Origin of the sequence: Clostridium thermosuccinogenes (assembly GCF_002896855.1) — a bacterium.
Classification (GTDB): Bacteria; Bacillota; Clostridia; order Acetivibrionales; family DSM-5807; genus Pseudoclostridium; species Pseudoclostridium thermosuccinogenes.
In genome coordinates this window covers 3,305,414-3,326,726 of record NZ_CP021850.1, presented here as the reverse complement: position 1 = coordinate 3,326,726, position 21,313 = coordinate 3,305,414, and the positions used below count along the sequence as shown (strand labels likewise).

Here is a 21,313-nt window from a genome sequence, read left to right as displayed (position 1 = left end):
TGTTTTTTTAGCACATATTGACAGTCTCAGACTATTATGATAGTATAGACTACAGCAATAGTCTGAAAGAGGTGTTGGTCGTATGCAGAAATTATTTGACAGCGAAATTAAGGTCATGGAAATCATATGGGAAAATGAACCCATCAGTGCCAAGCAGATCAGTCTGATTGCCGCGGAGCAGATCGGTTGGAACAAGAACACCACATATACAGTTGTTAAAAAGCTTGAAAGCAAAGGATATATCAAAAGAGAAGAACCGGGCTTCATTTGTTCCTCTCTGATATCCCGGGAGGATGTCTGCAAAGCTGAGGCCCAAAGCCTTGTTGACAAGTTCTTTGGTGGTTCAAAAAAGGCGCTTTTCTCTGCTTTGCTCCAGGATGAAAAGCTCTCTTCCGAAGAATTGGATGAATTGAGAAAGATGATTGAAGAGAGGTGACGGCATTGCTTTCTGAAGCGTTCTATTGGTTTTTCAATATGAGCATATCGGCATCGGTTGCCGGCATCATCATTTTGCTGTTAGGGAAGCTCAAAAAGCTCCCACGGCGCCTGGTTCATATATTGTGGGTAATTCCTTTTCTTAGGATGTGGATTCCGGTGGGAATACCAAGCAAATACAGCCTTATGACATTGATTTCGAAGTTTACCACAAAGGCTGTGGTCGTATATGACGGGGCCTTGGATTTTACCGTTACAAATCATTTAATGGCCGCGGACAGCTACTTTCCGATTAACTATAAAGTGAGTTTGCTGGATGCCTTATTCAGCGTCGCTTCTATCGTCTGGATTGGTGTTGCTGTTGCCTTTCTTATTGTTTATGCAATCCTTTATGCTGTTGCAAAATCTGAAACAAAAGATGCCATTCTGTTACGAGATAACATATATGTTTCAGACAGGATAACCTCACCGGCAGCATACGGTATTTTTCGCCCGAAGATCATCATTCCCAGGGGATATGAGCTGCGGGACCTGCGATACATTCTGGAACATGAATCTGCCCATATTCAACGCAAGGACAATTTTTGGCGTATCCTTGCTGTCATCTCCGCCTCTGTTCATTGGTTCAATCCATTTATCTGGCTGTTTTTAAAGAAGTTCCTAGAGGTAACTGAACTGGCCTGCGATGAGCGAGTATTGGCAGGCTGCGTAGAAGATGAGAAAAAAGCTTACGCATTAGCCCTTGTTGACTGTACCGAAAGCAGGAATGCTTTTGCATCGGCATTCGGTGGAGCAAAGCTACGGGTGCGCATTGAGCATATTCTCTCATATAGAAAGCTGTCAGCCATTTCAATCATTGGTTTGACTGCATTTGCCATTGCGATTGGGTATGCGCTTCTGACAAATGCTTCTTAGGACAGAGTCAAAAGCTCTACAAGAACTAAAATTGCAGTAACCAGAAACCCGGAAGGTGGAAAAAGCTATGATTTGACCTTTGAAAAGCTTTTTAATAAGGAGGGGAGAGTATGAAAAGAATCCTTTGTGCTTGCTATGCGGCAATGCTGCTTGTTCTTTTCCTGTCCTGCTGCGGTAAAGCAACAGCACCGGATGAATGGAAGGACTTGAAAAATGTAACTGATAATTTTACTTTGGAGGATGCAAAGCGTGCGGGTTATGTCGTGATAGAAGACGGCAGCGTCACCTGCGGAGAAGACGCCTGGCAGGACTTTGTTGCCTTGTCGGCCAAAAAAACACCTTGCAGGGTCCGAGTTGTCCACTATTACAACATCGGTGATCCGTCGCATTATGATCCGGAATACTACGAAAGCATAAAAGACGATTATCCTAAGATGTATATCTTTGAGCTTTCCTATGACGGAAATAAATTCGTTGTAAGCCACTATGAAGAGGAAAAACTGCACCAATCGGAATACAAATACCTGATGAGGTATGAGGGAGAAGCCGAAACCAGCGATGCCACCTACGCTTCGTATGTGAGATATGTGCTGGTAAACGATAATAAAGTTACCTGGAGCGATATTTTCCATGGTATGCTGAGTTCTAAGCTTGGTGATTATATACCCCACAGTCCAATATACACAGATTTGATTTATAAGGAGGGAGAGCAATGACCAGTTTTAAAAGATTCTGCCTATTTTCTGTGATTGGAGTGCTTATAGCATCATTTTATCCACTGTATATGGGGGTTAGGGTTGTTGCCGATATGGTCCGGGATGGAGCGGTTTTGGCAGAGAATTATCCGAAGTACATAATTCCTTATACCCCCATCAGTTTGGCCGTCATAATTGCTGTTTTTATATTGCCGGCATTGATAAAATATGCAGGAAAATACGCATTGGCAGCGGCATCCGCAATATCTCTCGTCATCTTTTTTGCATCGGAACTGTTGCTTGAAAATATGGTTATTGTTACGGAAAATGTTAAAACAAAGCTTGAAAGCTGGCAAATGTTTATGTGTTATGTTTCGCCGGAAAACGTTCAGACGAGGACTTGGCGGCCAATTGATGTGCTGATAGGCGATTACAGTCCGGCATTCAAACTTCATTTTTACATAATTTCCGTGGTTTTGATAGTCGCTCTTTTAAATTGCTTTTACGGCTTTGCCCATATGATTGTCACAAAAAATAAAAGCAGGATAAAGGCACTGGTAGTTCAATCGGTGCTTGCTGTTTTATTTCTTGGCCTTTGCATTTTTGCCTGTTTTACCGCATTTTTCAGGGACGGAGAAATTACGGTATCAGCTCTCTCTGCGGTTCTTATGAGTATATTCTTTGTCGTGTTCGGTGTAACATCGGGTGTATATGTTGGCTCCTTTTTTATTGACAAAAAGAAAACTCTTTCGGTATTGCTGCCTTCAATCGTGGCATCAGCCGTTACGCTTGTCATGTATATCGGTGAGATGATTCTGCTGAGCGGCCATCTGTACCGTTTCGGCTCCGGATTTTTATTTGACGGACTGGCAGGCTTGGTGCTTGCCCCTATAGATATACTGGTTATTATAGCATCAGGATGTATAAGTGCTGCCTTATGCCATGCTTTCAGCAAGCCGGTAAACTCCTCGGAAGATTAAGCGCAAGATAAAATAAGCGCAAATTAAAAAAGAAAGACTTTGAGATGCTTAATAAGAGTTTGATAAAGCGCATGGTTTTCTACGCATGGATTGATGGAAATCAAATGAGATTAAATTAAATGTAATGAAACTATATAAAACTAAATAAAACTCCTTGAGATGTCAGCTAAAGATATGGAGATGTTTCAAAATCAAAAACCAATAAAGCGGTCATTTAGCTTGGCAACATCTTCTTGAAATCCTGTCGAACGTGCTGTTTGAAACAGCAACGTTCTTTTTTTGCAGTTCATCAGCGGAGTGCTGGATGATCATCGTCCCGGTGAAAAACTGAAAGTACGGATATAAATACGAATATTATTTAAAAAAATTAAAAAAATGTTCGTATTTTTTGCTTTCTCCAATTGACAAAGACAGGTTAATCTGATACTATAATTTCGTAAACTAAATATTGCGAAACCTCATATAATTTCGGAAATACGGTCCGAGAGTTTCTACCAAACAACCGTAAATTGTTTGACTATGAGTGAGACTGGTTAATGCTTTTATGCGTGGCTGATCCGTACAGAAAGTTCGGTTATTGAATTCAGGTGGATGTGACAGCGGAAGGTCGGCAGGTATTGTCAGCTTATTTAGTTGTACGGCTACCTACTGCAGCATAAATGACGTTCACTTTCTGAATCATAGGCAAACAGATTTTCAAAAACTGTATGCCTTTTTTAATTTTGTGCGGATAATATATGGAGGTGATAGTCCACAAAGTAAGTAACTGGTTGCAGTTCATAGCACGTTATTTAAGTTTGATTAAAATGAGGAGGTTGTTGTAAAGTGGACAAGTTTTTCAAATTGAAAGAAAACGGCACAAATGTACGTACTGAAGTTGTGGCAGGTATAACTACATTTTTTACTATGGCTTATATTATTTTTGTTAATCCGAGCATCCTTTCCCAGACCGGAATGCCTTGGGACGGAGTGTTCGTAGCAACTATCATTGCAGCGGTTATCGGCACTTTGATTATGGCTCTGGTTGCCAATGTTCCTTATGCACAGGCTCCGGGCATGGGTTTAAATGCTTTCTTTACCTATACGGTCTGCTTTGCTTTAGGGTTTAGCTGGCAGCAAGCACTGGCTATAGTATTTATATGTGGTATTATAAATATAATTATTACAGTTACTCAGATAAGGAAGTCCATCATAAAGGCGATTCCTGTATCTCTGCAGCATGCGATCGGAGGAGGTATAGGACTTTTCATTGCTTATATAGGTGTTAAGAATGCTCAGTTTATTAAGTTCACAGCAGATGCTCCCTTCCTTTCAGTAATCAAGGATGGTTCCGGTGAAGTTGCTACTGTTGTTGCCGGTGGAGGAGCTGTTCCTGCGTTGGTTAACTTCACTGACAAGAATGCGCAGCTGGCGCTCATCGGATTGGTAATAATGATCGTGCTCATGCTTCTCAGGGTTAAAGGTGCTATACTTATCGGGGTTATTGCAACAACACTTATAGGTATACCTATGGGAATTACCAGTTTCAGCGGAGACAGCCATTCAGTTAAAGCTATATCCGATACTTTCTTAAAATTGGATTTTTCAGGACTTTTCAGTGACACTTCCCGCATATTCGTAGTGCTTTCAACCATTCTTGCTTTCAGCATGTCCGATACTTTTGATACAATAGGAACCTTTATAGGAACCGGTAGAAAGAGCGGAATATTTGATGATAAAGATGAAGCTGCCCTGTTCAGCGGCAAAGGTTTCAAATCCAAGCTGGATAAAGCCTTGTTTGCAGATGCGACCGCTACATCCATAGGCGCATTGTTCGGTACCAGCAATACCACCACTTATGTTGAGAGTGCTGCAGGTATAGCAGAAGGAGGAAGGACCGGACTTACTTCAGTAGTTACAGCAATTCTTTTCCTCGCATGCTTGTTCCTTACTCCGATTGCAGGAGCAGTTCCGTCTGCAGCTACAGCTCCGGCTCTTATAATAGTTGGTATACTTATGGCAGGTGCTTTCAAGAAAATAGACTGGGAAGAATTTTCGGAAGCTCTTCCGGCATTCCTTACCGTAGCTGTTATGGCATTCAGCTACAGCATATCCAACGGTATTGCCGCCGGATTTATAGTTCATGTAATAGCTAAAGTGGTAACAGGAAAAGCAAAAGAAGTACATCCTATAATGTATATAGTTAGTGCACTCTTCCTGATTAACTTTGTAATAGCAGGAATTTTAGGACTCTAATCGAGTCAAAACGAAGTCCGGCTTTTTCTTTCGAGCCGGGCTTCGGACTTTCAAAGCCCGTTTTTTAACAGACGGGTTTTGAAAATCCGAAGCAGGAAAAGAGGAGACCGAAGAGCCATGTGGCTTTTGTCCCTCGAACCGAAAGCTGAAAATGCCGTCTTAAGGTAGTTTTCTGATAAAGCCAATCTGCAAAAAAAGTTACCGATTGAATACAGCATGAATAACAGACAGCATTAATGGCGTGTAAGCGGCATTAATGGAAAATGAGCTATGGGACATATGAATTGTGTAGGGAATGAATGTTAAAAATACGGATACAGGAGATGATTTGAGTGGAAAAGAAGCCTAAAGTGGCGGTTGTAATGGGCAGCGATTCGGATCTGCCGGTTTTGAAGAGCTGTTTTGGCATATTGAAAGAATTTGGAGTGGAAGTGGAGGCAATGGTTTGCTCTGCTCACAGAACACCCGATAAAGCTGCTGAGTTTGCAAAAAACGCAGAAAAAAACGGCATTGACGTAATTATCGCCGCTGCAGGAAAAGCGGCGCATCTTCCAGGGGTTCTGGCAGCCTATACCACCCTTCCTGTAATTGGAATTCCAATAAAATCATCAACGCTGGACGGCATGGATTCTTTACTTTCCATAGTCCAGATGCCCAGCGGCATCCCTGTGGCGACAGTTGCCATAGATGGTGCCGACAATGCGGCACTGCTGGCAATCCAGATTTTGTCCGTAGGGTATCCGGAGTTTAGGGCGATGCTGAAAGACTATAAGAAGAAGCTGGCAGACAAGGTGGAGGAAAAGAACAAAGCTTTGAAAAGCAAACTGCAGGATATTGATTAAGCAGAATATTGAATAAATAGTATGAATTCGTTGAAAGATTAGCGTCTTTATTTTGTGGCATTGGCCATAGGTAGGGGCGCAATAGGACAGGAGCTGTCCGAATTAACGCCTGGGGAGGCTGCATATTGTGCGGTTGATGAAGCAGGAATACAAAAATCTTAATCAAGAAGAATTCATAATTGGATAGAGGTAAGTCAAATGAGAAAAGGTTTCAGAAGGGACAAACTGAGAGAAGAATGCGGGGTATTTGGCATTTTTGACAAGGATGGCCATGATGTTGCGCGGATGTCTTACTATGCATTATATGCACTGCAACACCGTGGACAAGAGAGTGCGGGAATAGCTGTGAATGATAATGGTACCATCTTGTACCATAAAGATATGGGCCTGGTTCCTGAAGTGTTTAATGAAGTGATATTGAATCACCTAAAGGGCAGGATTGCAATAAGCCATGTGCGTTATTCAACGACGGGAGCTAACTCCAGGGAAAATGCCCAGCCCATGGTGATTAAGTACAGGAACGGACAGCTGGCTCTGGCCCATAACGGTAATCTGGTCAATGCGTCTAATTTGAGAGAAAAGCTGGAAGAAGACGGTCTAATATTCCAATCTACCAATGATTCTGAAGTCATATTGAATCTGATATCGAGATACAGCCTGATATGCGGAAAAGTAGAAGAAGCGATACAAAAAATGATGCAGGATGTGCGTGGCTCTTATTCCATCCTGCTGCTCACACCGGATAAGCTCATAGGAATAAGAGATCCTCTGGGGATAAGGCCCCTCTGCATAGGGCTTTTGGGCAACTCCTATGTGCTGGCATCGGAAAGCTGTGCCTTGGATGCTATAGGCGCCAAATTCATCAGAGATGTGAAACCGGGAGAAATCGTCACAATCAGCGAAGAAGGCATAAGCTCCATAGAAATGGATATAAAAGAGGAGTCACGGCTTTGCATATTCGAATTCATCTATTTCGCCAGACCGGACAGCTTTTTGGACGGTGCAAGCGTATATCAGGCGAGGCTGGAAGCCGGAAGAAGACTGGCTATAGAGCATCCTGTGGAAGCTGATTTGGTCATCGGTGCGCCTGACTCGGGGATCACGGCAGCAATAGGTTATTCCATGGAATCGGGAATTCCATATGGGCAGGGTCTTCTGAAAAACCGGTACATAGGAAGAACGTTCATACAGCCGGATCAGGAGCAAAGGGAAATGGGCGTAAAAATCAAATTGAACGTAATGAAAAATGCGATAGAGGGAAAAAGGCTTGTCATAATAGACGATTCCATAGTAAGGGGAACGACCACCAAGAGAATTATCAAGGCTTTGAAGGATGCGGGAGCAAAAGAGGTGCACATGAGGGTGAGCTCACCGCCTATGAAGTATCCATGTTATTTTGGAGTTGATATACCATCCGGCAAGCAGCTGGTGGCTTCCATCAGCTCAATAGAAGAAGTCCGGCAGCTGATAGGGGCCGACAGCTTGGGTTATCTCAGCCTTGAGGGACTTCTCAAGACACCGGTGGGAGCAAAATGTGGTTTTTGCAGCGCCTGTTTCACCGGCGAATATCCCATGGAGGTTCCCGGGGAAGGAAGCAAATATTTGTGCGGTGGAAAAAGATAAAGCACCTGCCGATGCGGTGTGGAACTAACAAAATGAAGATTGGGAACTTAAGCCGTGTTGCCGCGCTGCAATGGCACAGGAGCCTATTTTGAGATGCGGCGGATGTTTTCAACCCAGTTATATTAAATTTGATTTACTGTAAAATTGGCTTTTACAGCAGGATTTATCATCAGGCTGTAAAATAATGCGGACAGGAGTGATCCAATGACAACATATAAAGAATCCGGAGTGGATGTGGAAGCTGGCTATGAAGCAGTCAGGCTGATGCGAGATCATGTGAGAAGGACTTTCAGACCTGAAGTGTTGACGGATATAGGAGGATTCGGAGGTCTGTTTGCCCTGGACAAGGCTAAGTTTAAAGAGCCGGTTCTGGTGTCGGGAACCGATGGAGTAGGTACGAAGCTGAAAATAGCATTCCTTATGGACAAGCATGATACCATAGGAATAGATTGTGTCGCCATGTGTGTGAACGATATTGCATGCAGTGGTGCTGAACCTCTGTTTTTTCTGGATTATATCGCAGTGGGAAAAAACAGGCCTGAAAAGGTGGCCAATATCGTAAAGGGTGTAGCCGACGGATGTGTAATGGCCGGATGCTCGCTGATAGGAGGCGAAACTGCTGAAATGCCGGGATTTTACCCGGAGAATGAATATGATGTGGCAGGATTTGCAGTGGGCATAGTGGATAAAAGCAGGATAATTGACGGAAAAAGCATAGAGGAAGGAGATGTCCTCATAGGGCTGGCTTCGTCCGGTATCCACAGCAATGGTTATTCCCTGGTGAGAAAGGTATTTAACCCCACCCGGGAAAAGCTTAATGAGTATGTGGAATCCCTGGGCACAACCCTGGGAGAGGAACTGCTGAAGCCTACACGGATATATGTCAAGACGGTGGCGGATTTGATAGAAAGATTTGAGATAAAGGGTATTTCTCATATCACCGGAGGAGGCTTTATAGAAAACATACCGAGAATGGTGCCGGAAGGCCTTAGAGTAAGGATAAACAAAGGAACCTGGCCGGTGCTTCCCATTTTCAGCCTCATACAGAAGATAGGGGACATTCCGGAGAAGGATATGTTTAATACCTTTAACATGGGAATCGGTATGGTAATGGCAGTGGATAGAAATATTGCCGGGGATGTGGCTGCATACCTTAATGAAAAAGGTGAGAAGGCATATATAATCGGCGAGTTGATTAAAGGAGATTCAGGAGTGGATATATGTTAAGAATTGGAGTGCTGGTTTCAGGTGGCGGCACAAACCTTCAGGCAATAATTGATAAAATAAACAGCGGGTACTTGAAGGACTGCTCCATAGTGACTGTTGTGTCCAGCAGACCGGGAGCATATGCGTTGGAACGGGCAAACAGGCATGGCATACCTGCTGTCTGCATACCCAGGAAGGATTATGCAGGGGTTGACGAGTATGACAGAGCATTGATCGAGCATTTCAGCAAATATGATGTCGATCTGGTGGTGATGGCAGGCTTCCTGTCCATCCTGGGAGAAACCTTTATTACAAGATATAAAAACCGGATAATCAATGTTCATCCTTCCCTCATACCTTCTTTCTGCGGAAAAGGCTATTATGGACTGATCCCGCATATCAAAGCTCTGGAGTACGGAGTAAAGGTGACCGGGGCTACAGTGCATTTTGTTGATCTCGAGGCCGATGCCGGTGCCATCATTCTGCAGAAAGCCGTCTGCGTCAAGGATGATGATACCCCGGAAACTCTTCAGAAAAGAGTTATGGAGGAGGCTGAATGGAATATACTGCCGGAAGCGATAAAGCTGTTCGCCGAAGGCAGGATCACAGTGGAAGGACGAAAAGTCAGAATTAACTCCGGCGTATAAAGCGGTTTCGGTGCTTATAAACTAAGGCAGCCGCGCCGGATTTAAACAGGATATATGGATAATATGTCAGGAGTGTGAAATATATGATAAAGCGTGCATTGATAAGCGTATCGGACAAGACCGGGATTATCGGTTTTGCACGGGAATTGGAGAAGCGTGGAATTGAAATCATATCCACGGGGGGCACTGCCAAGACCTTGATGGACGCAGGGATCAAGGTGGTTAACGTATCGGATATAACAGGCTTTCCTGAATGCCTTGACGGTAGGGTAAAGACGCTGCATCCCAAAATACATGCCGGGCTGCTGGCTATAAGAAGCGATGAGGAGCATATGCGCCAGCTTAAGGAACTCAATATCGACACCATTGATATGGTGGTCATAAATTTGTATCCTTTTAAAGAAACCATATTAAAGGACAATGTGCAGTTGGAAGAAGCCATCGAAAACATAGACATCGGAGGACCTACCATGCTCAGGGCGGCTGCAAAAAACTATCAGGATGTGGTGGTGATTGTGGACCCGTCCGATTATGACGCTGTGCTGAAGGAAATGGATGAAACCGGCGATGTTTCGGTAAAAACCAAGTTCAAGCTGGCTTACAAGGTTTTTGAGCTTACCAGCCATTATGACACCTTGATTTCAAAGTATATGAAGGAACAACTGGGAGAGGAATTCTTCCCGGAGAACCTCACCCTGACCTTTGAAAAGGTGCAGGATATGAGATATGGAGAAAACCCTCATCAGAAAGCCGTTTTCTACAGAGAAGTGGGATCAAATTCTGGATGCATTTCATCGGCAAAACAGCTTCATGGAAAAGAGCTGTCGTTTAACAACATAAATGATGCCAACGGCGCTCTGGATTTGATAAAGGAATTTGACGAGCCTACGGTGGTGGCGGTCAAGCATGCCAATCCATGCGGTGTGGCCAGTGCCGACAACATATATGATGCATATATAAAGGCCTATGAAGCCGACCCGGTTTCCATTTTTGGAGGTATAATAGTGGCCAACCGGGAGATTGATGAAAGGACGGCCTCAGAAATCAACAAGATATTTATAGAGATTGTTATCGCGCCATCTTACACAAAAGAAGCCTTTGAAATACTTTCCCAAAAGAAGAACATCAGGATATTGCAGTTGGACAACATTTCTGCAAAGCTTCCCGAGGGCACATATGACATGAAGAAGGTGGCGGGAGGACTTCTGGTTCAAACCTACAACAATCAATTGATCAATATGGATGATTTGAGGTGCGTAACCGAAAAGAAACCCACTCAGGATGAGCTGGAAGACCTGATATTTGCGATGAAGGTTGTAAAGCACAGCAAATCCAATGGAATAGCCTTGGCCAGGAACAAGCAGTCGCTGGGGGTTGGCCCTGGACAGACCAATAGGATAATGGCTGCCAGAATTGCCATTGAATATGCTGGTGAAAGGTCTAAAGGCGCAGTTATGGCATCGGATGCCTTCTTTCCTTTTCCGGATTGTGTGGAGGCTGCAGCCAAAGCCGGTATAACTGCAATAATCCAGCCGGGAGGCTCCATAAAGGATCAGGAATCCATCGATGCCTGCAATAAATATGGTATTGCAATGATATTTACCGGGATAAGGCATTTTAAACATTAATGGGACATTCAGAAAGCAGGAATGGCTTTAAAAGCAGAGATTAGTCCTATGCAAATTACGGAGGAGTATATGAAAATACTGGTAGTAGGCAGTGGAGGCAGGGAACATGCCCTGGTATGGAAAATCGCCCAGAGCCCACTGGTGGACAAGATTTATTGTGCGCCGGGCAATGGTGGAATAGCATCCATTGCTGAGTGTGTACCCATAAAAGCAATGGATATAGAAAAAATTGTGCAATTCTCGCTGGACAAAAGTCTGGATATGGTGGTGGTCGCACCGGATGATCCTCTGGCAGCAGGGATGGTGGATGCGCTGGAAGAGGCAGGCATAAGAGCCTTCGGTCCTACGAAAAAGGCCGCCATAATAGAAGGGAGCAAATCCTTTTCCAAGGCTTTGATGAAAAAGTACGGCATTCCCACTGCTGAGTATGAAGTTTTTGACAACAGCAGGGATGCAGTGGAATATCTTAAAAACAGCAAGTACCCTATAGTTGTAAAAGCTGATGGCCTGGCTCTGGGAAAGGGCGTCGTCATAGCGCAGAACTTTGAGGAAGCGCGGGATGCAGTAAACAGCATTATGGAAGAAAAAATCTTCGGCGCATCCGGCGACAAGGTGGTAATTGAAGAGTTTCTTACCGGTCAGGAGGTGTCGGTGCTTTCCTTCACCGATGGCAAAACTGTGGTCCCCATGGTGAGCTCCCAGGATCACAAACGGGCGCTGGACAATGACCAGGGACCAAATACCGGAGGAATGGGAACCTTTTCTCCCAGCAGGATATATACTCCGGAAATTGCTGAGTACTGCATGGAGAAGATATATAAGCCCACCATAGAGGCAATGAGCAAAGAAGGCCGGAAGTTTAAAGGAGTGCTGTATTTCGGACTGATACTTACCAGTGACGGTCCTAAGGTGCTGGAGTACAATGCCAGATTTGGTGATCCTGAAACCCAGGTGGTTCTGCCCAGGTTAAAGACGGATATTGTGGAGATATTCAATGCCGTAATCGATGAAGAGCTGGATTCCATTAAAATAGAATGGGAAGATAACGCAGCCGTATGTGTGATAATGGCATCGGGAGGATACCCTGGGAAATATGCTACGGGCTATGAGATTACCGGCATACAGAATGCTGAATCCGATGGGGATATTGTAGTATTCCATGCCGGAACCAAAAAGGAAAACGGAGCATATTTTACGGCAGGCGGACGGGTTCTGGGAGTTACCGCTACGGCAGGCAGTCTGGATGAAGCTATAAAGAAAGCTTACCAGGGGGTTGGCAGGATAAGCTTCAAAGATATGCATTTCAGGAAGGATATAGGGTTAAAATAGTAGTTAGTTTGCATACCAGCAGGGGGTGTAACACCCCCTTTTTTATATGTGAACTTTCAGTGAAGCTGGATGCACCACATAAAAAGGAGCTGTCTCAAATTCTGTTTTGAGACAGCTCCAACCTGCTCTACCATGGTGTGAAGCGCAGTCATTTCAGTTTGATTTTCATGCAGCATTTTCTTTTCCTGCTTACCTATGGAAAGTGGAAAGTAAAGTTTGATTATTTGCAACATTGCTGCCCTTTAGAGGCATCAGGGATACCTTACAGTAAATTTAGCCGGAAGTCCATGACTTTAGCCACTGGAATGAAGGCTTACCCTGATATAAAATTTAACCTTTATGAAAAAATTCAATTATGCTATAATATTTTTCAGCTGTGGAGTACAAATATAGTACAAATATAGACAAATGAAGGTATGGTAAATGGCTGAGAAGCACAAAAGAATTGGTATTTCAGGAGGAACATTCGACCCTGTGCATCATGGGCATTTGATAGCCGCTGAAACCATAAGGGAAGAGTTTCAACTGGATGAGATAATTTTCATACCGGTGGGACTAACACCGCACAAAAATATTTCAAGGGTTACCGATGCTGAACACAGGTATAATATGACCCGCCTTGCGGTAGAAACCAACCCATACTTCAGGGTATCACGCATGGAAATAGACAGGCAGGGATACACATACACGGTGGATACATTGTCCCAACTGAAGCAGGAGTACGGCTGGGATGTCCAACTGTTTTTTATAGTCGGGGCGGATGTGATACGTGACCTGCTGACCTGGAGGCAGTATGAAAAGGTCTTTCAAATGTGCGAGTTTATCGCTACCCTAAGACCAGGATTTGAAGAGAAGGATTTTACCCATGAGATTGATAATTTGAAAAACCGTTATGGCGCCAGAATTCACATTGCAAAGATGCCTCTTATTGATATTTCTTCCACAACTATAAGGAGCAAGGTGGGAAATAATAAATCAATAAAGTATCTTGTTCCTGAAAAAGTGGAGCAATATATTATGGAGCACGGGCTTTACAAGGATTTTGCGTAAACAGCGCTCCAAAAACCGGCCGTACCAGGCATGGCGTCGTTAAACCAATCTTTGGACAAGGCGCGAAAAGCTGGAGCATCCTTCTGATGAAATCCAGTGCCGGGCTGAGCAACCGGTACAGAGATGAGCAATATATGGAATGCCGGTGCCAAGAGGAGATATTATGACGATAGACGAGATCAAGCGTGAACTTAAAAAAATATTGAAACCGGGAAGGTTTAATCATACAATAGGGGTTATGAACACTTCGGTGAAGCTGGCTCAAACGTATGGAGCAGATGAGAGCAAAGCGGCTATGGCAGGACTGCTTCATGATTGTGCCCGGGAAATCAAGGGAGAAGTATTGTTTGAATTATGTGAAAGATATCATATTCCAGTGGACGATGTGTGCAGAACGCAGCCGGAATTGCTTCACGGGCCTTTGGGATCAAAGCTTGCCGAGGAAGTGTATGGAGTAAGCGACAGGGAAGTGTTGGATGCCGTATGCTACCACACCACAGGCCGGGAGAATATGAGTCTGTTGGAAAAAATAGTATTTGTGGCAGACATAATAGAGCCTTCAAGAAACTTTAAAGGTGTGGATGAAATACGGAAGGATGCTTTTGTCGACCTGGACAAGGCGGTACTTGCCGCTCTGGACGGCAGCATAAGGTATGTGCTTTCCAAGGGAGCGCTGCTCCACATTGATACTGTTAACTCAAGAAACTATCTAATCAATGAAATCAATAAAAGATGGTAACAAACCAAGGATGGATTTTACTATTATATACTGAAGGGATTTCAATATCCTGACTCAGGGAATGAAGGCCAAAAGCTTACCTGAATAGGATATTGCAGTGAAAATACAATTTCATGTGTTTATGGGAAAGGAAGGATTATTTATTGGACTCAAAAAAACTTGTTGATATGGTTGTGGATGCTCTCCAGGACAAAAAGGCTAAGGAAATCAATATTATAAACATTGAAAACATATCAATCCTGGCCGATTATTTTGTAATATGCAGCGGAACATCCAGCACGCATTTGAAAGCCCTTGCCGACAGCGTGGAAGAAAAGGCTGCAGAGGCAGGGTACACTATGCTTCACAAGGAAGGTTATAACAGCTTCAGATGGATACTGTTGGATTATGGTGAGGTAGTAGTCCACATATTCCATGATGAAGACAGGAAATTCTATAACCTTGAAAGGCTTTGGTCCGACGGAATCATCACTTATAAATAACTTACGGGATATAAAAAGTTAGGGGATCAATTGTGCATAAAAATCAAAAACCTTATATCAATGTGTTAATATTCGACTTTGATGGAGTTATCATAGATTCCAGGGACGATATAGCCGGTGCGGTGGAGTACTCTCTCAAGCACTTTGGCAGGCCGCCTCTGCCCAGGGATGAGATTATAAGCTATATAGGATGGGGCGCGGATAACCTGATAAGGTCGTGCTTTAAAGGCTGTGATGATGAAGTCATCCGTGAAGCGATATCTTTTTACAAAAAATACTATCTGGACAACAGTGTTAAAGAAACAAAGCTTTATAAAAATGTTGAAGAGACGCTGGATTTTTTTAAGGGTAAAAAGATTGCCCTGGTGACTAACAAGCCTGAGGATATCAGTTTGAGCATACTGGACAAGCTTGGGGTTGCAGACCGCTTCAACATCGTGATTGGCCCTGAGTCGCTCAAAAAATTAAAGCCTGATCCTGAAGGGATCCTTAAAGTTTTGGATGCTTTCGGAGAGGACCCGAAAAAGACTATTATGATAGGAGACACCTACACCGATGTTGAGGCCGGTAAAGCAGCAGGAACTTATACCTGCGGTGTCACCTACGGTATAGGCTCCACCGAGGATTTGCTTAAAGCATCTCCCGACTATATAGTGGATGATATTATAAAGCTGACTGATATCATCATTTAATTTGCTGTGCAGCTAATTTGAGACAGAATCGTGGGGAGTTAATTGAGACAGTTGGTGCAGGGAAGTATAAGGCAAATCCTAAACGAAGGGAATCGATTTGTCCCGCAGCAAGCATATTAATTCCTTAACTGGGAGCTATACTGTTGAAAATGCTAACGAAATGAGTTAATTTCAGGAAAGACTGAGTCGATTATTCATAAAAAGCCGGCTGTTCCATTGACGGACAGCCGGCTTTTTAATCAACCTACCTTTTCGGCATAGCGTTTAATCTTCTTGGTGGTAGTTTTAGCGAACTCGTTTTCGCGTATGGTAAATCCGCGCACATGCTTGTATAACGGCATGGAATGATTTACGGCCTTTATTTCGGCGCTGATTATCCTGTGAATGTCTTCCTGGCTTACCTCATTTGTCTTTAATTTTTGCTTTATCGCCTCTAAATCGGGATAAATCTGCGCATTTACGAAGGTTTCACCCGTAATCTGGTCGTATTTGCCCCATACCAGAGATTCTTGTATATACGGGCTTCTGTTGAGGTAGGTCTCAACCTCCTCAGGGAATATGTTCTTGCCGTTTTTGGTGACGATGACATTTTTCTTTCTTCCGGTTATATAAAAGAATCCTTTTTCATCAAGGCGTCCCAGATCGCCGGTGTAAAACCATCCATCCTTCATAACCTTTTGTGTGGCGGCTTCATTCTTGAAATAGCCGAGCATCACATTATCACCTTTAACAATCAGCTCGCCCACACCATCGGGACCGATATCCGCCAGCTGCACTTCTACTCCCGGAAGCGGCAAACCTATCGAGCTATTGATATGGGCTTCTTCCCGGTTAACAGTCACTATAGGGGAGCATTCGGTCAATCCGTAGCCTTGCAGCACATTAAGACCGAAGGACCTAAGACCTTTCAAAGCCTTCGGATCGATGGCGGCAGCTCCTGATATGACGAGCCTTAAACGGCCTCCGAAGTTGTCATGAATTTGCTTGAAAAGCTTTTTCCTTATATCAATTTTAAGGACATGATAAAGGAAATCACTTATTGCGACAGCTGCCTTTAACTTATATTTATGTACCGGATTCTTGGAAACTTTGTCCCATATTTTTTTGTACATGCCTTCCAGGATAAGGGGCACAGCCATTATTATCGAAGGCTTGGTCTCCTGCATGTTCTTGACTATATGCCTCAGGCCTTCGATGAAGGATATGGTACAGCCATTATATATCATAACCAGGAACCCGCAAGTGCACTCATATGTATGATGTAAGGGCAGTATGGAAAGGGCGCTGTCCTTGTCATCTATATAAAGGGAAGAACATACAGCCATAATATTTGAGCATATATTTTTATGGGAAAGCATTACTCCCTTGGCAAGGTCGGTAGTACCGGACGTAAAGAGCAAAATGCTCATTGCCTCATCATCGATTTCTGCATCGATAAAAGATGTGTCACCGGCCTGAACAAGCTGCTTTCCTTTCTCGATAAGGCGACGGTATGAGAGGAAACTCCCATCGTCCTCCTCGCTGTCCATATTAATAAAATACTTTACCGACGGTACTGATGCCTGTACCTTCCTAAATTCATTTTCCAGCTTGCCGGAGAATATTACCGCACTGGCGCCAGATCTTTCCAGGAGGTTTTGAAGTTCCTGCAAAGGAAGGTCCTTGTCAAGAGGTACGACTACTCCCGTTCCATTCACTACAGCCAGATAAGATACAGTCCATTCATATCTGTTTTCACCGATCACCGCAATGTATTTGTCCTTCAGGCCAAGATTGATGAGAGCGGTTCCAAGACCTTCAATATCACTGTTATATTCCTTATATTTTACACCCCGGTAATTATTGTTGTCGTCTTTCAGAAGAAAAGCATTGTTTTCACCATAAAGCCGGACACTCTGTGCGAGCATGTCCTTCAGATTCCGTATTGGCCTTACGCTATAGCGTGGTTCCGAAGTCATATTCTCACTCCTTTAATATAACTGTAAAAGCTGCATAACTATTATATAATAAAAACATGATTAATTAAAGAAAGGTTTTGTAACGATACAGACAAAAATTATGTGTACTCATAGGTTAAAATGCAGGGCTCCATCTACAGGGGCATAGGTGTCAAAACCGTCAATCAACATAAAATGCCGGTTGACGGTTATTTTATATGGTAATGATTCCTATAATATTTCAATTTCTATAATGTTTTCTGCTTTTTGTGGAATATCTGGATGAAAATCTGGCTCTGGAAATCCTGCGAAGTATGATTCTCAACAGCAGAAAAGCAACCAGAGCTGTAGCAGTGCCGATGAGAAAATTTTTCAGCCTGGGTCTTGCCGATGCTACTTCTTCACTAAACTTCTCTATTGCTTTAGTGCTTTTGTCAATCGACCGGGATGCCACAATATTAGTCTTGCCAAGAAGAACACCATCCTGCCTAAACTCGACATAGCCCAGAACATCACCCTTAGAAACAGGGGCACTGATGGTGGGGGAAATTAAAACTATGTTTTTCTCCAGAAGGGAGAGATCCTGGTCTGAAGGAAGGATAGCCGAAATGTCCGACTCTGCCACCAGATCAAGGCTTGGGTTGTCAGTTGCATCCTCCACATTTACGCTCTCTACTAACTGATTGGATTTTAAAAGCTTCTTTCGGGAGAAATTTTTAAATCCATATTCGAGAAGCTCTTTGGAGAAATCATAAACATCGGAGTTGTTGTTGGAGCCTTTTGCGCCAAAAACCACAGCAATCAGCTCCATCCCGCTATCGTTTACCGCAGCTGACACCAGAGTGTTTCCAGCCTGGCTCGTGTATCCCGATTTTATACCTATGGGTGTAAAATAATCCGACTTATATTCCTGAAGATTGGTAAGGAATCTGTTTATGGTATACAACCTGTCCCATTCTTCATGCTTGTTTGTAGGCTTCATATCGTAATAGGGCTTTTTAACGATTTCCCTGAACTTGTCTATTGACATGGCGTAACGCGCAATTGTCGCCATATCGCAGACCGTGGTGTAATGATCATCATTGTGCATTCCATGGGGATTTACGAAATGCGTATTCGTAGCCCCCAGTTCGCGGGCCTTTTTGTTCATTTGCTCGATAAAATCATCATAGGAAGCTCCCACATTTTCGGCGATGATATTTGCAGCATCATTGGCAGACCTTACCATCATGGCATTTAGCAAATCTTCCAGTACAATCTGTTCACCTTGCATAATTCCTATATGCATTGAGCCATATTCCAGATCAATAGCTTTTGCGCTGGCCGTAGCCATCTGATTTAAATCGCCTTGCTCAAGGGCGATTATTGCAGTCATGATCTTTGTGGTGCTGGCAGGATACATTTTTTCATCGGGTTCTTTTTCCGCCAGCGACCTGCCTGTTTCAGGATCTATCAAAATGTAAGAAGGTGCATCTATATTTAGTTCTTCTGCATGCACATTGGAAATACATGCGCTTAAAACCGAAATTGCCAATAACACTGAAAATATTTTCCTCATTGTGGTCCTCCATACAATGTCAAAATACAAGAGCAAAGCATCTTAAGCCCGCCTTGCAAAATAAGCGTGGCAGCACTGCTGAACACGCATATAAAAGTATATCAAAAAAAGCATTAAAAGAGTACTATCTTTTAAAAAAAGATAATTTATAAAAAAAGGAAAAAGATGTTAAATGTAGAATATAAATATACAAATATTTTCATAAAACAACATGATTTTACATAAAACTTAGCCTAAAGTCCATGGCGTCAGTCGCTGGTATGAAGGCTTGTCTTGACCATGGATAAATACTTCAATGTTTGACATAAATGGGTATGAGGAGGAATGGTCTTGCTTATTAACTTATTTGGCAGAGAAATCTACATAAAAAAGAGCCTGGTTGTTATTGCTGCATTGGTGTTGCTGGCGGCGGCACTGGCAATTGGCTATGCTGTGAACAGCAGCGGCGCGGATATAATTATAAAAAATGACGATGATTTTTCCATGGCGTGGGAGGAAAGTAAAGGAACATCGGATATACCCACGACAGACAGGAAACCGGAAGCGGCAAACCAGAAGGCCGAATCGGAAGGCGGGCAAAACGTGGCAGAGCCTGAAGCCGAGGTTGAGGAGATCAAGGTTTATGTGGTGGGGTGCGTCAAAAATGAAGGGATAGTAACGCTGAAAAAGGGCCAGTTGATCGATGATGCCATAAAGGCTGCGGGGGGAGCCACTGAGGACGCCGACATAAAGAACATCAACCTCGTTTATGAGCTGACGGAAAATGTCATGCTGAGAATCAGATCTGTTAAGGAATCCCAGGAAACATCGCAAGGCAGCTCCAATAATAATGCCGGAGCCCAGAGCAAATCAGGAGCAAAGTCTTCCGAAAATGAGGGAGCTGCAGGATCAGGGATTGAAATTATCAAAGACAGCGGTGGAGCGGTGGTAATCGGCAATAAAGGGTCGAGCGGCATTTCCGGCGGAAAAATCAACATAAATACCGCCACCCTGGAGGAGCTGGATACTCTTCCCGGCATTGGCGCTGCTACAGCGCAGAAGATCATTGACTACCGCCAGAAGAACGGAAAATTCAAAAAAATCTCAGATATCATGCAAGTTTCCGGGATAGGTGCGAGCAAATTTGACAAAATTAAGGATATTATTACAGTTGATTAACAATGTTGCCATAAAACTGGATATGGGAAATAAGAGGAGGTATAATTAAACTGAGGGCGGGATTTATGTGAAAATATGAAAAACTGAGGAGATGAAGCAGAATATGAAAAGGAATATTACTCTGACGATAACGCTGGCAGTAATTATTACGACAATATCCGCTTGCAGTTTCATGAAAGGTAAAGAAAGCGATGCCCCACAGGATACGGATTTACCTGCATCCACCACTCAAACCTCCACTTCTGATACCGCTCCGGATGAGAGCAATACAACCGGTGAGAATAAAATAACATTGAGCCTTTATTTCGCAAATGAAGATAAAAGCGCTGTTGTGAAAGAAATGAGGGAGGTTGCCGTAGAGGACGGAGACATGGTCAGAGCGGCAATTGAAGCCTTAATTGAAGGTCCGTCGGAAAAGAACCTTAAAAGAAGCATGCCGGAGAATACAAGGCTGATTGAAAGCAGTATTGACGGTGATACAGTGATAGTTAATTTTTCAAAAGAATTTCTAAATGCAAATGGAATGGCAGAGGTCATAGCAAGAGCATCCCTGGTCAATACTCTGACCGATATGGAAGGAATACGGAAGGTGAAAATATTGGTTGAAGGGGAAGCTTTGATAGGACCCAGCGGATTGCCCTTCGGAGAGCTGGAAAGATTTGAACTGGATGCTCAGGGCCAGCCGGTTGAAGGAGAAACTCGGGCGGTAACCCTGTATTATGGCAATGCCGAAGGGGAAGCCTTAATAGCTGAAAAGAGGGAAGCTTACATATACAAAGATGAACCCATAGAAGCCGAAGTGTTTTATGAGCTGACCAAAGCTCCGATAACCCGGGGCTTGAATCCCACAATACCTGAAGGAACGAGGGTTTTGTCGGTGGAAACAAAGGACGGGATATGCCACCTCAATCTTTCGAAGGAGTTCCTGGAGAATTCCACCGGTGGTTCGGCAGGAGAATTGATGACCATATATTCAATAGTGAATACCCTTACGGAACTGCCGGGCATCGAAAAAGTCCAGTTTCTTATTGAAGGGGAAATAAGGGAAACATATATTCATATGGAGCTTGGTGAACCTATTGAAAGAAATGAGGATGCTATAGCAGAATAATCTACAGGTGGGCTTGATGCCCACCTTTTCTGCAGGCTTTGGCCTGTCCTC

The 21,313-nt window shown here is 43.6% G+C and carries 19 protein-coding genes and 1 riboswitch; of the genes, 17 read left to right on the top strand and 2 right to left on the bottom strand.

Features of this window, described 5'->3' with window-relative positions; all coding sequences use genetic code 11:
* Positions 1-82 precede the first annotated feature (82 nt).
* The 15 genes from CDO33_RS14670 to CDO33_RS14595 all read left to right on the top strand — a co-directional run bounded on the left by CDO33_RS14670 (position 83) and on the right by CDO33_RS14595 (position 15,498).
* Positions 83-436, top strand: a complete 354-nt coding sequence (locus CDO33_RS14670) for a BlaI/MecI/CopY family transcriptional regulator (RefSeq protein ID WP_103081631.1) — start codon at positions 83-85, stop codon at positions 434-436.
* Between the two features lie 38 nt (positions 437-474).
* Entirely contained in the window at positions 475-1,350 is an 876-nt protein-coding gene (locus CDO33_RS14665) for a M56 family metallopeptidase (RefSeq protein WP_242974819.1), read from the top strand.
* 110 nt (positions 1,351-1,460) lie between these two features.
* Complete coding sequence (locus CDO33_RS14660; protein WP_103081633.1) at positions 1,461-2,066, top strand: hypothetical protein; 606 nt, start codon at positions 1,461-1,463, stop codon at positions 2,064-2,066.
* Positions 2,063-3,025: a hypothetical protein gene (locus CDO33_RS14655; RefSeq protein ID WP_103081634.1), complete on the top strand. Its 963-nt coding sequence runs from the start codon at positions 2,063-2,065 to the stop codon at positions 3,023-3,025. The genes CDO33_RS14660 and CDO33_RS14655 overlap by 4 nt, the downstream gene beginning before the upstream one ends.
* Positions 3,026-3,463: 438 nt before the next feature.
* Positions 3,464-3,565, top strand: a riboswitch (purine riboswitch).
* Between the two features lie 285 nt (positions 3,566-3,850).
* The gene (locus tag CDO33_RS14650; RefSeq protein ID WP_103081635.1) at positions 3,851-5,260 is read left to right on the top strand and encodes an NCS2 family permease; all 1,410 of its coding nucleotides are present in this window, start codon (positions 3,851-3,853) and stop codon (positions 5,258-5,260) included.
* Between the two features lie 332 nt (positions 5,261-5,592).
* Complete coding sequence (gene purE / locus CDO33_RS14645; RefSeq protein ID WP_274540089.1) at positions 5,593-6,102, top strand: 5-(carboxyamino)imidazole ribonucleotide mutase; 510 nt, start codon at positions 5,593-5,595, stop codon at positions 6,100-6,102.
* 198 nt (positions 6,103-6,300) lie between these two features.
* Positions 6,301-7,725, top strand: coding sequence for an amidophosphoribosyltransferase (purF, locus tag CDO33_RS14640; protein WP_103081636.1), 1,425 nt, complete (start codon positions 6,301-6,303; stop codon positions 7,723-7,725).
* 204 nt (positions 7,726-7,929) lie between these two features.
* Positions 7,930-8,952, top strand: a complete 1,023-nt coding sequence (gene purM, locus CDO33_RS14635; RefSeq protein ID WP_103081637.1) for a phosphoribosylformylglycinamidine cyclo-ligase — start codon at positions 7,930-7,932, stop codon at positions 8,950-8,952.
* Positions 8,946-9,578: a phosphoribosylglycinamide formyltransferase gene (purN, locus tag CDO33_RS14630; protein ID WP_103081638.1), complete on the top strand. Its 633-nt coding sequence runs from the start codon at positions 8,946-8,948 to the stop codon at positions 9,576-9,578. The genes purM and purN overlap by 7 nt, the downstream gene beginning before the upstream one ends.
* Before the next feature lie 83 nt (positions 9,579-9,661).
* Positions 9,662-11,206 carry a bifunctional phosphoribosylaminoimidazolecarboxamide formyltransferase/IMP cyclohydrolase gene (purH, locus tag CDO33_RS14625; RefSeq protein WP_103081639.1) on the top strand — a complete coding sequence of 515 codons (1,545 nt, stop codon included), beginning with the start codon at positions 9,662-9,664 and terminating at the stop codon, positions 11,204-11,206.
* A 69-nt stretch (positions 11,207-11,275) separates the two neighbouring features.
* The gene (gene purD / locus CDO33_RS14620; RefSeq protein ID WP_103081640.1) at positions 11,276-12,535 is read left to right on the top strand and encodes a phosphoribosylamine--glycine ligase; all 1,260 of its coding nucleotides are present in this window, start codon (positions 11,276-11,278) and stop codon (positions 12,533-12,535) included.
* A gap of 423 nt (positions 12,536-12,958) precedes the next feature.
* Positions 12,959-13,585 (top strand): nicotinate-nucleotide adenylyltransferase, encoded by a 627-nt coding sequence (gene nadD / locus CDO33_RS14610; protein ID WP_103081641.1) that lies wholly within the window; start codon positions 12,959-12,961, stop codon positions 13,583-13,585.
* Positions 13,586-13,748: 163 nt separating this feature from the next.
* A complete protein-coding gene (gene yqeK, locus CDO33_RS14605) occupies positions 13,749-14,324 on the top strand; it encodes a bis(5'-nucleosyl)-tetraphosphatase (symmetrical) YqeK (protein WP_103081642.1) in 576 nt (191 codons plus the stop codon).
* 143 nt (positions 14,325-14,467) lie between these two features.
* The gene (gene rsfS / locus CDO33_RS14600; RefSeq protein ID WP_103081643.1) at positions 14,468-14,806 is read left to right on the top strand and encodes a ribosome silencing factor; all 339 of its coding nucleotides are present in this window, start codon (positions 14,468-14,470) and stop codon (positions 14,804-14,806) included.
* 32 nt (positions 14,807-14,838) lie between these two features.
* Entirely contained in the window at positions 14,839-15,498 is a 660-nt protein-coding gene (locus CDO33_RS14595) for an HAD family hydrolase (RefSeq protein ID WP_161496513.1), read from the top strand.
* A gap of 239 nt (positions 15,499-15,737) precedes the next feature.
* On the opposite strand, the gene CDO33_RS14590 is transcribed toward CDO33_RS14595, so the two are convergent.
* The gene (locus CDO33_RS14590) at positions 15,738-17,456 is read right to left on the bottom strand and encodes an AMP-dependent synthetase/ligase (protein WP_103081645.1); all 1,719 of its coding nucleotides are present in this window, start codon (positions 17,454-17,456) and stop codon (positions 15,738-15,740) included.
* A 220-nt stretch (positions 17,457-17,676) separates the two neighbouring features.
* Entirely contained in the window at positions 17,677-18,993 is a 1,317-nt protein-coding gene (locus CDO33_RS14585; RefSeq protein WP_103081646.1) for a D-alanyl-D-alanine carboxypeptidase family protein, read from the bottom strand.
* Positions 18,994-19,323: 330 nt separating this feature from the next.
* On the opposite strand from CDO33_RS14585, the gene CDO33_RS14580 reads away from it, so the two are divergent.
* The gene (locus tag CDO33_RS14580; protein WP_103081647.1) at positions 19,324-20,151 is read left to right on the top strand and encodes a ComEA family DNA-binding protein; all 828 of its coding nucleotides are present in this window, start codon (positions 19,324-19,326) and stop codon (positions 20,149-20,151) included.
* 103 nt (positions 20,152-20,254) lie between these two features.
* Complete coding sequence (locus tag CDO33_RS21340) at positions 20,255-21,262, top strand: GerMN domain-containing protein (protein ID WP_242973900.1); 1,008 nt, start codon at positions 20,255-20,257, stop codon at positions 21,260-21,262.
* Positions 21,263-21,313: the final 51 nt, after the last annotated feature.

What these genes read in the sequence shown, in the direction of transcription:
- CDO33_RS14670 (WP_103081631.1), top strand. Translation starts at nt 83, where the DNA reads ATGCAGAAATTATTTGACAGCGAAATTAAGGTCATGGAAATCATATGG.
- CDO33_RS14665 (WP_242974819.1), top strand. Translation starts at nt 475, where the DNA reads ATGAGCATATCGGCATCGGTTGCCGGCATCATCATTTTGCTGTTAGGG.
- CDO33_RS14660 (WP_103081633.1), top strand. Translation starts at nt 1,461, where the DNA reads ATGAAAAGAATCCTTTGTGCTTGCTATGCGGCAATGCTGCTTGTTCTT.
- CDO33_RS14655 (WP_103081634.1), top strand. Translation starts at nt 2,063, where the DNA reads ATGACCAGTTTTAAAAGATTCTGCCTATTTTCTGTGATTGGAGTGCTT.
- purF (WP_103081636.1), top strand. Translation starts at nt 6,301, where the DNA reads ATGAGAAAAGGTTTCAGAAGGGACAAACTGAGAGAAGAATGCGGGGTA.
- purM (WP_103081637.1), top strand. Translation starts at nt 7,930, where the DNA reads ATGACAACATATAAAGAATCCGGAGTGGATGTGGAAGCTGGCTATGAA.
- purN (WP_103081638.1), top strand. Translation starts at nt 8,946, where the DNA reads ATGTTAAGAATTGGAGTGCTGGTTTCAGGTGGCGGCACAAACCTTCAG.
- purH (WP_103081639.1), top strand. Translation starts at nt 9,662, where the DNA reads ATGATAAAGCGTGCATTGATAAGCGTATCGGACAAGACCGGGATTATC.
- purD (WP_103081640.1), top strand. Translation starts at nt 11,276, where the DNA reads ATGAAAATACTGGTAGTAGGCAGTGGAGGCAGGGAACATGCCCTGGTA.
- nadD (WP_103081641.1), top strand. Translation starts at nt 12,959, where the DNA reads ATGGCTGAGAAGCACAAAAGAATTGGTATTTCAGGAGGAACATTCGAC.
- yqeK (WP_103081642.1), top strand. Translation starts at nt 13,749, where the DNA reads ATGACGATAGACGAGATCAAGCGTGAACTTAAAAAAATATTGAAACCG.
- CDO33_RS14590 (WP_103081645.1), bottom strand. Translation starts at nt 17,456, where the DNA reads ATGACTTCGGAACCACGCTATAGCGTAAGGCCAATACGGAATCTGAAG.
- CDO33_RS14585 (WP_103081646.1), bottom strand. Translation starts at nt 18,993, where the DNA reads ATGAGGAAAATATTTTCAGTGTTATTGGCAATTTCGGTTTTAAGCGCA.
- CDO33_RS21340 (WP_242973900.1), top strand. Translation starts at nt 20,255, where the DNA reads ATGAAAAGGAATATTACTCTGACGATAACGCTGGCAGTAATTATTACG.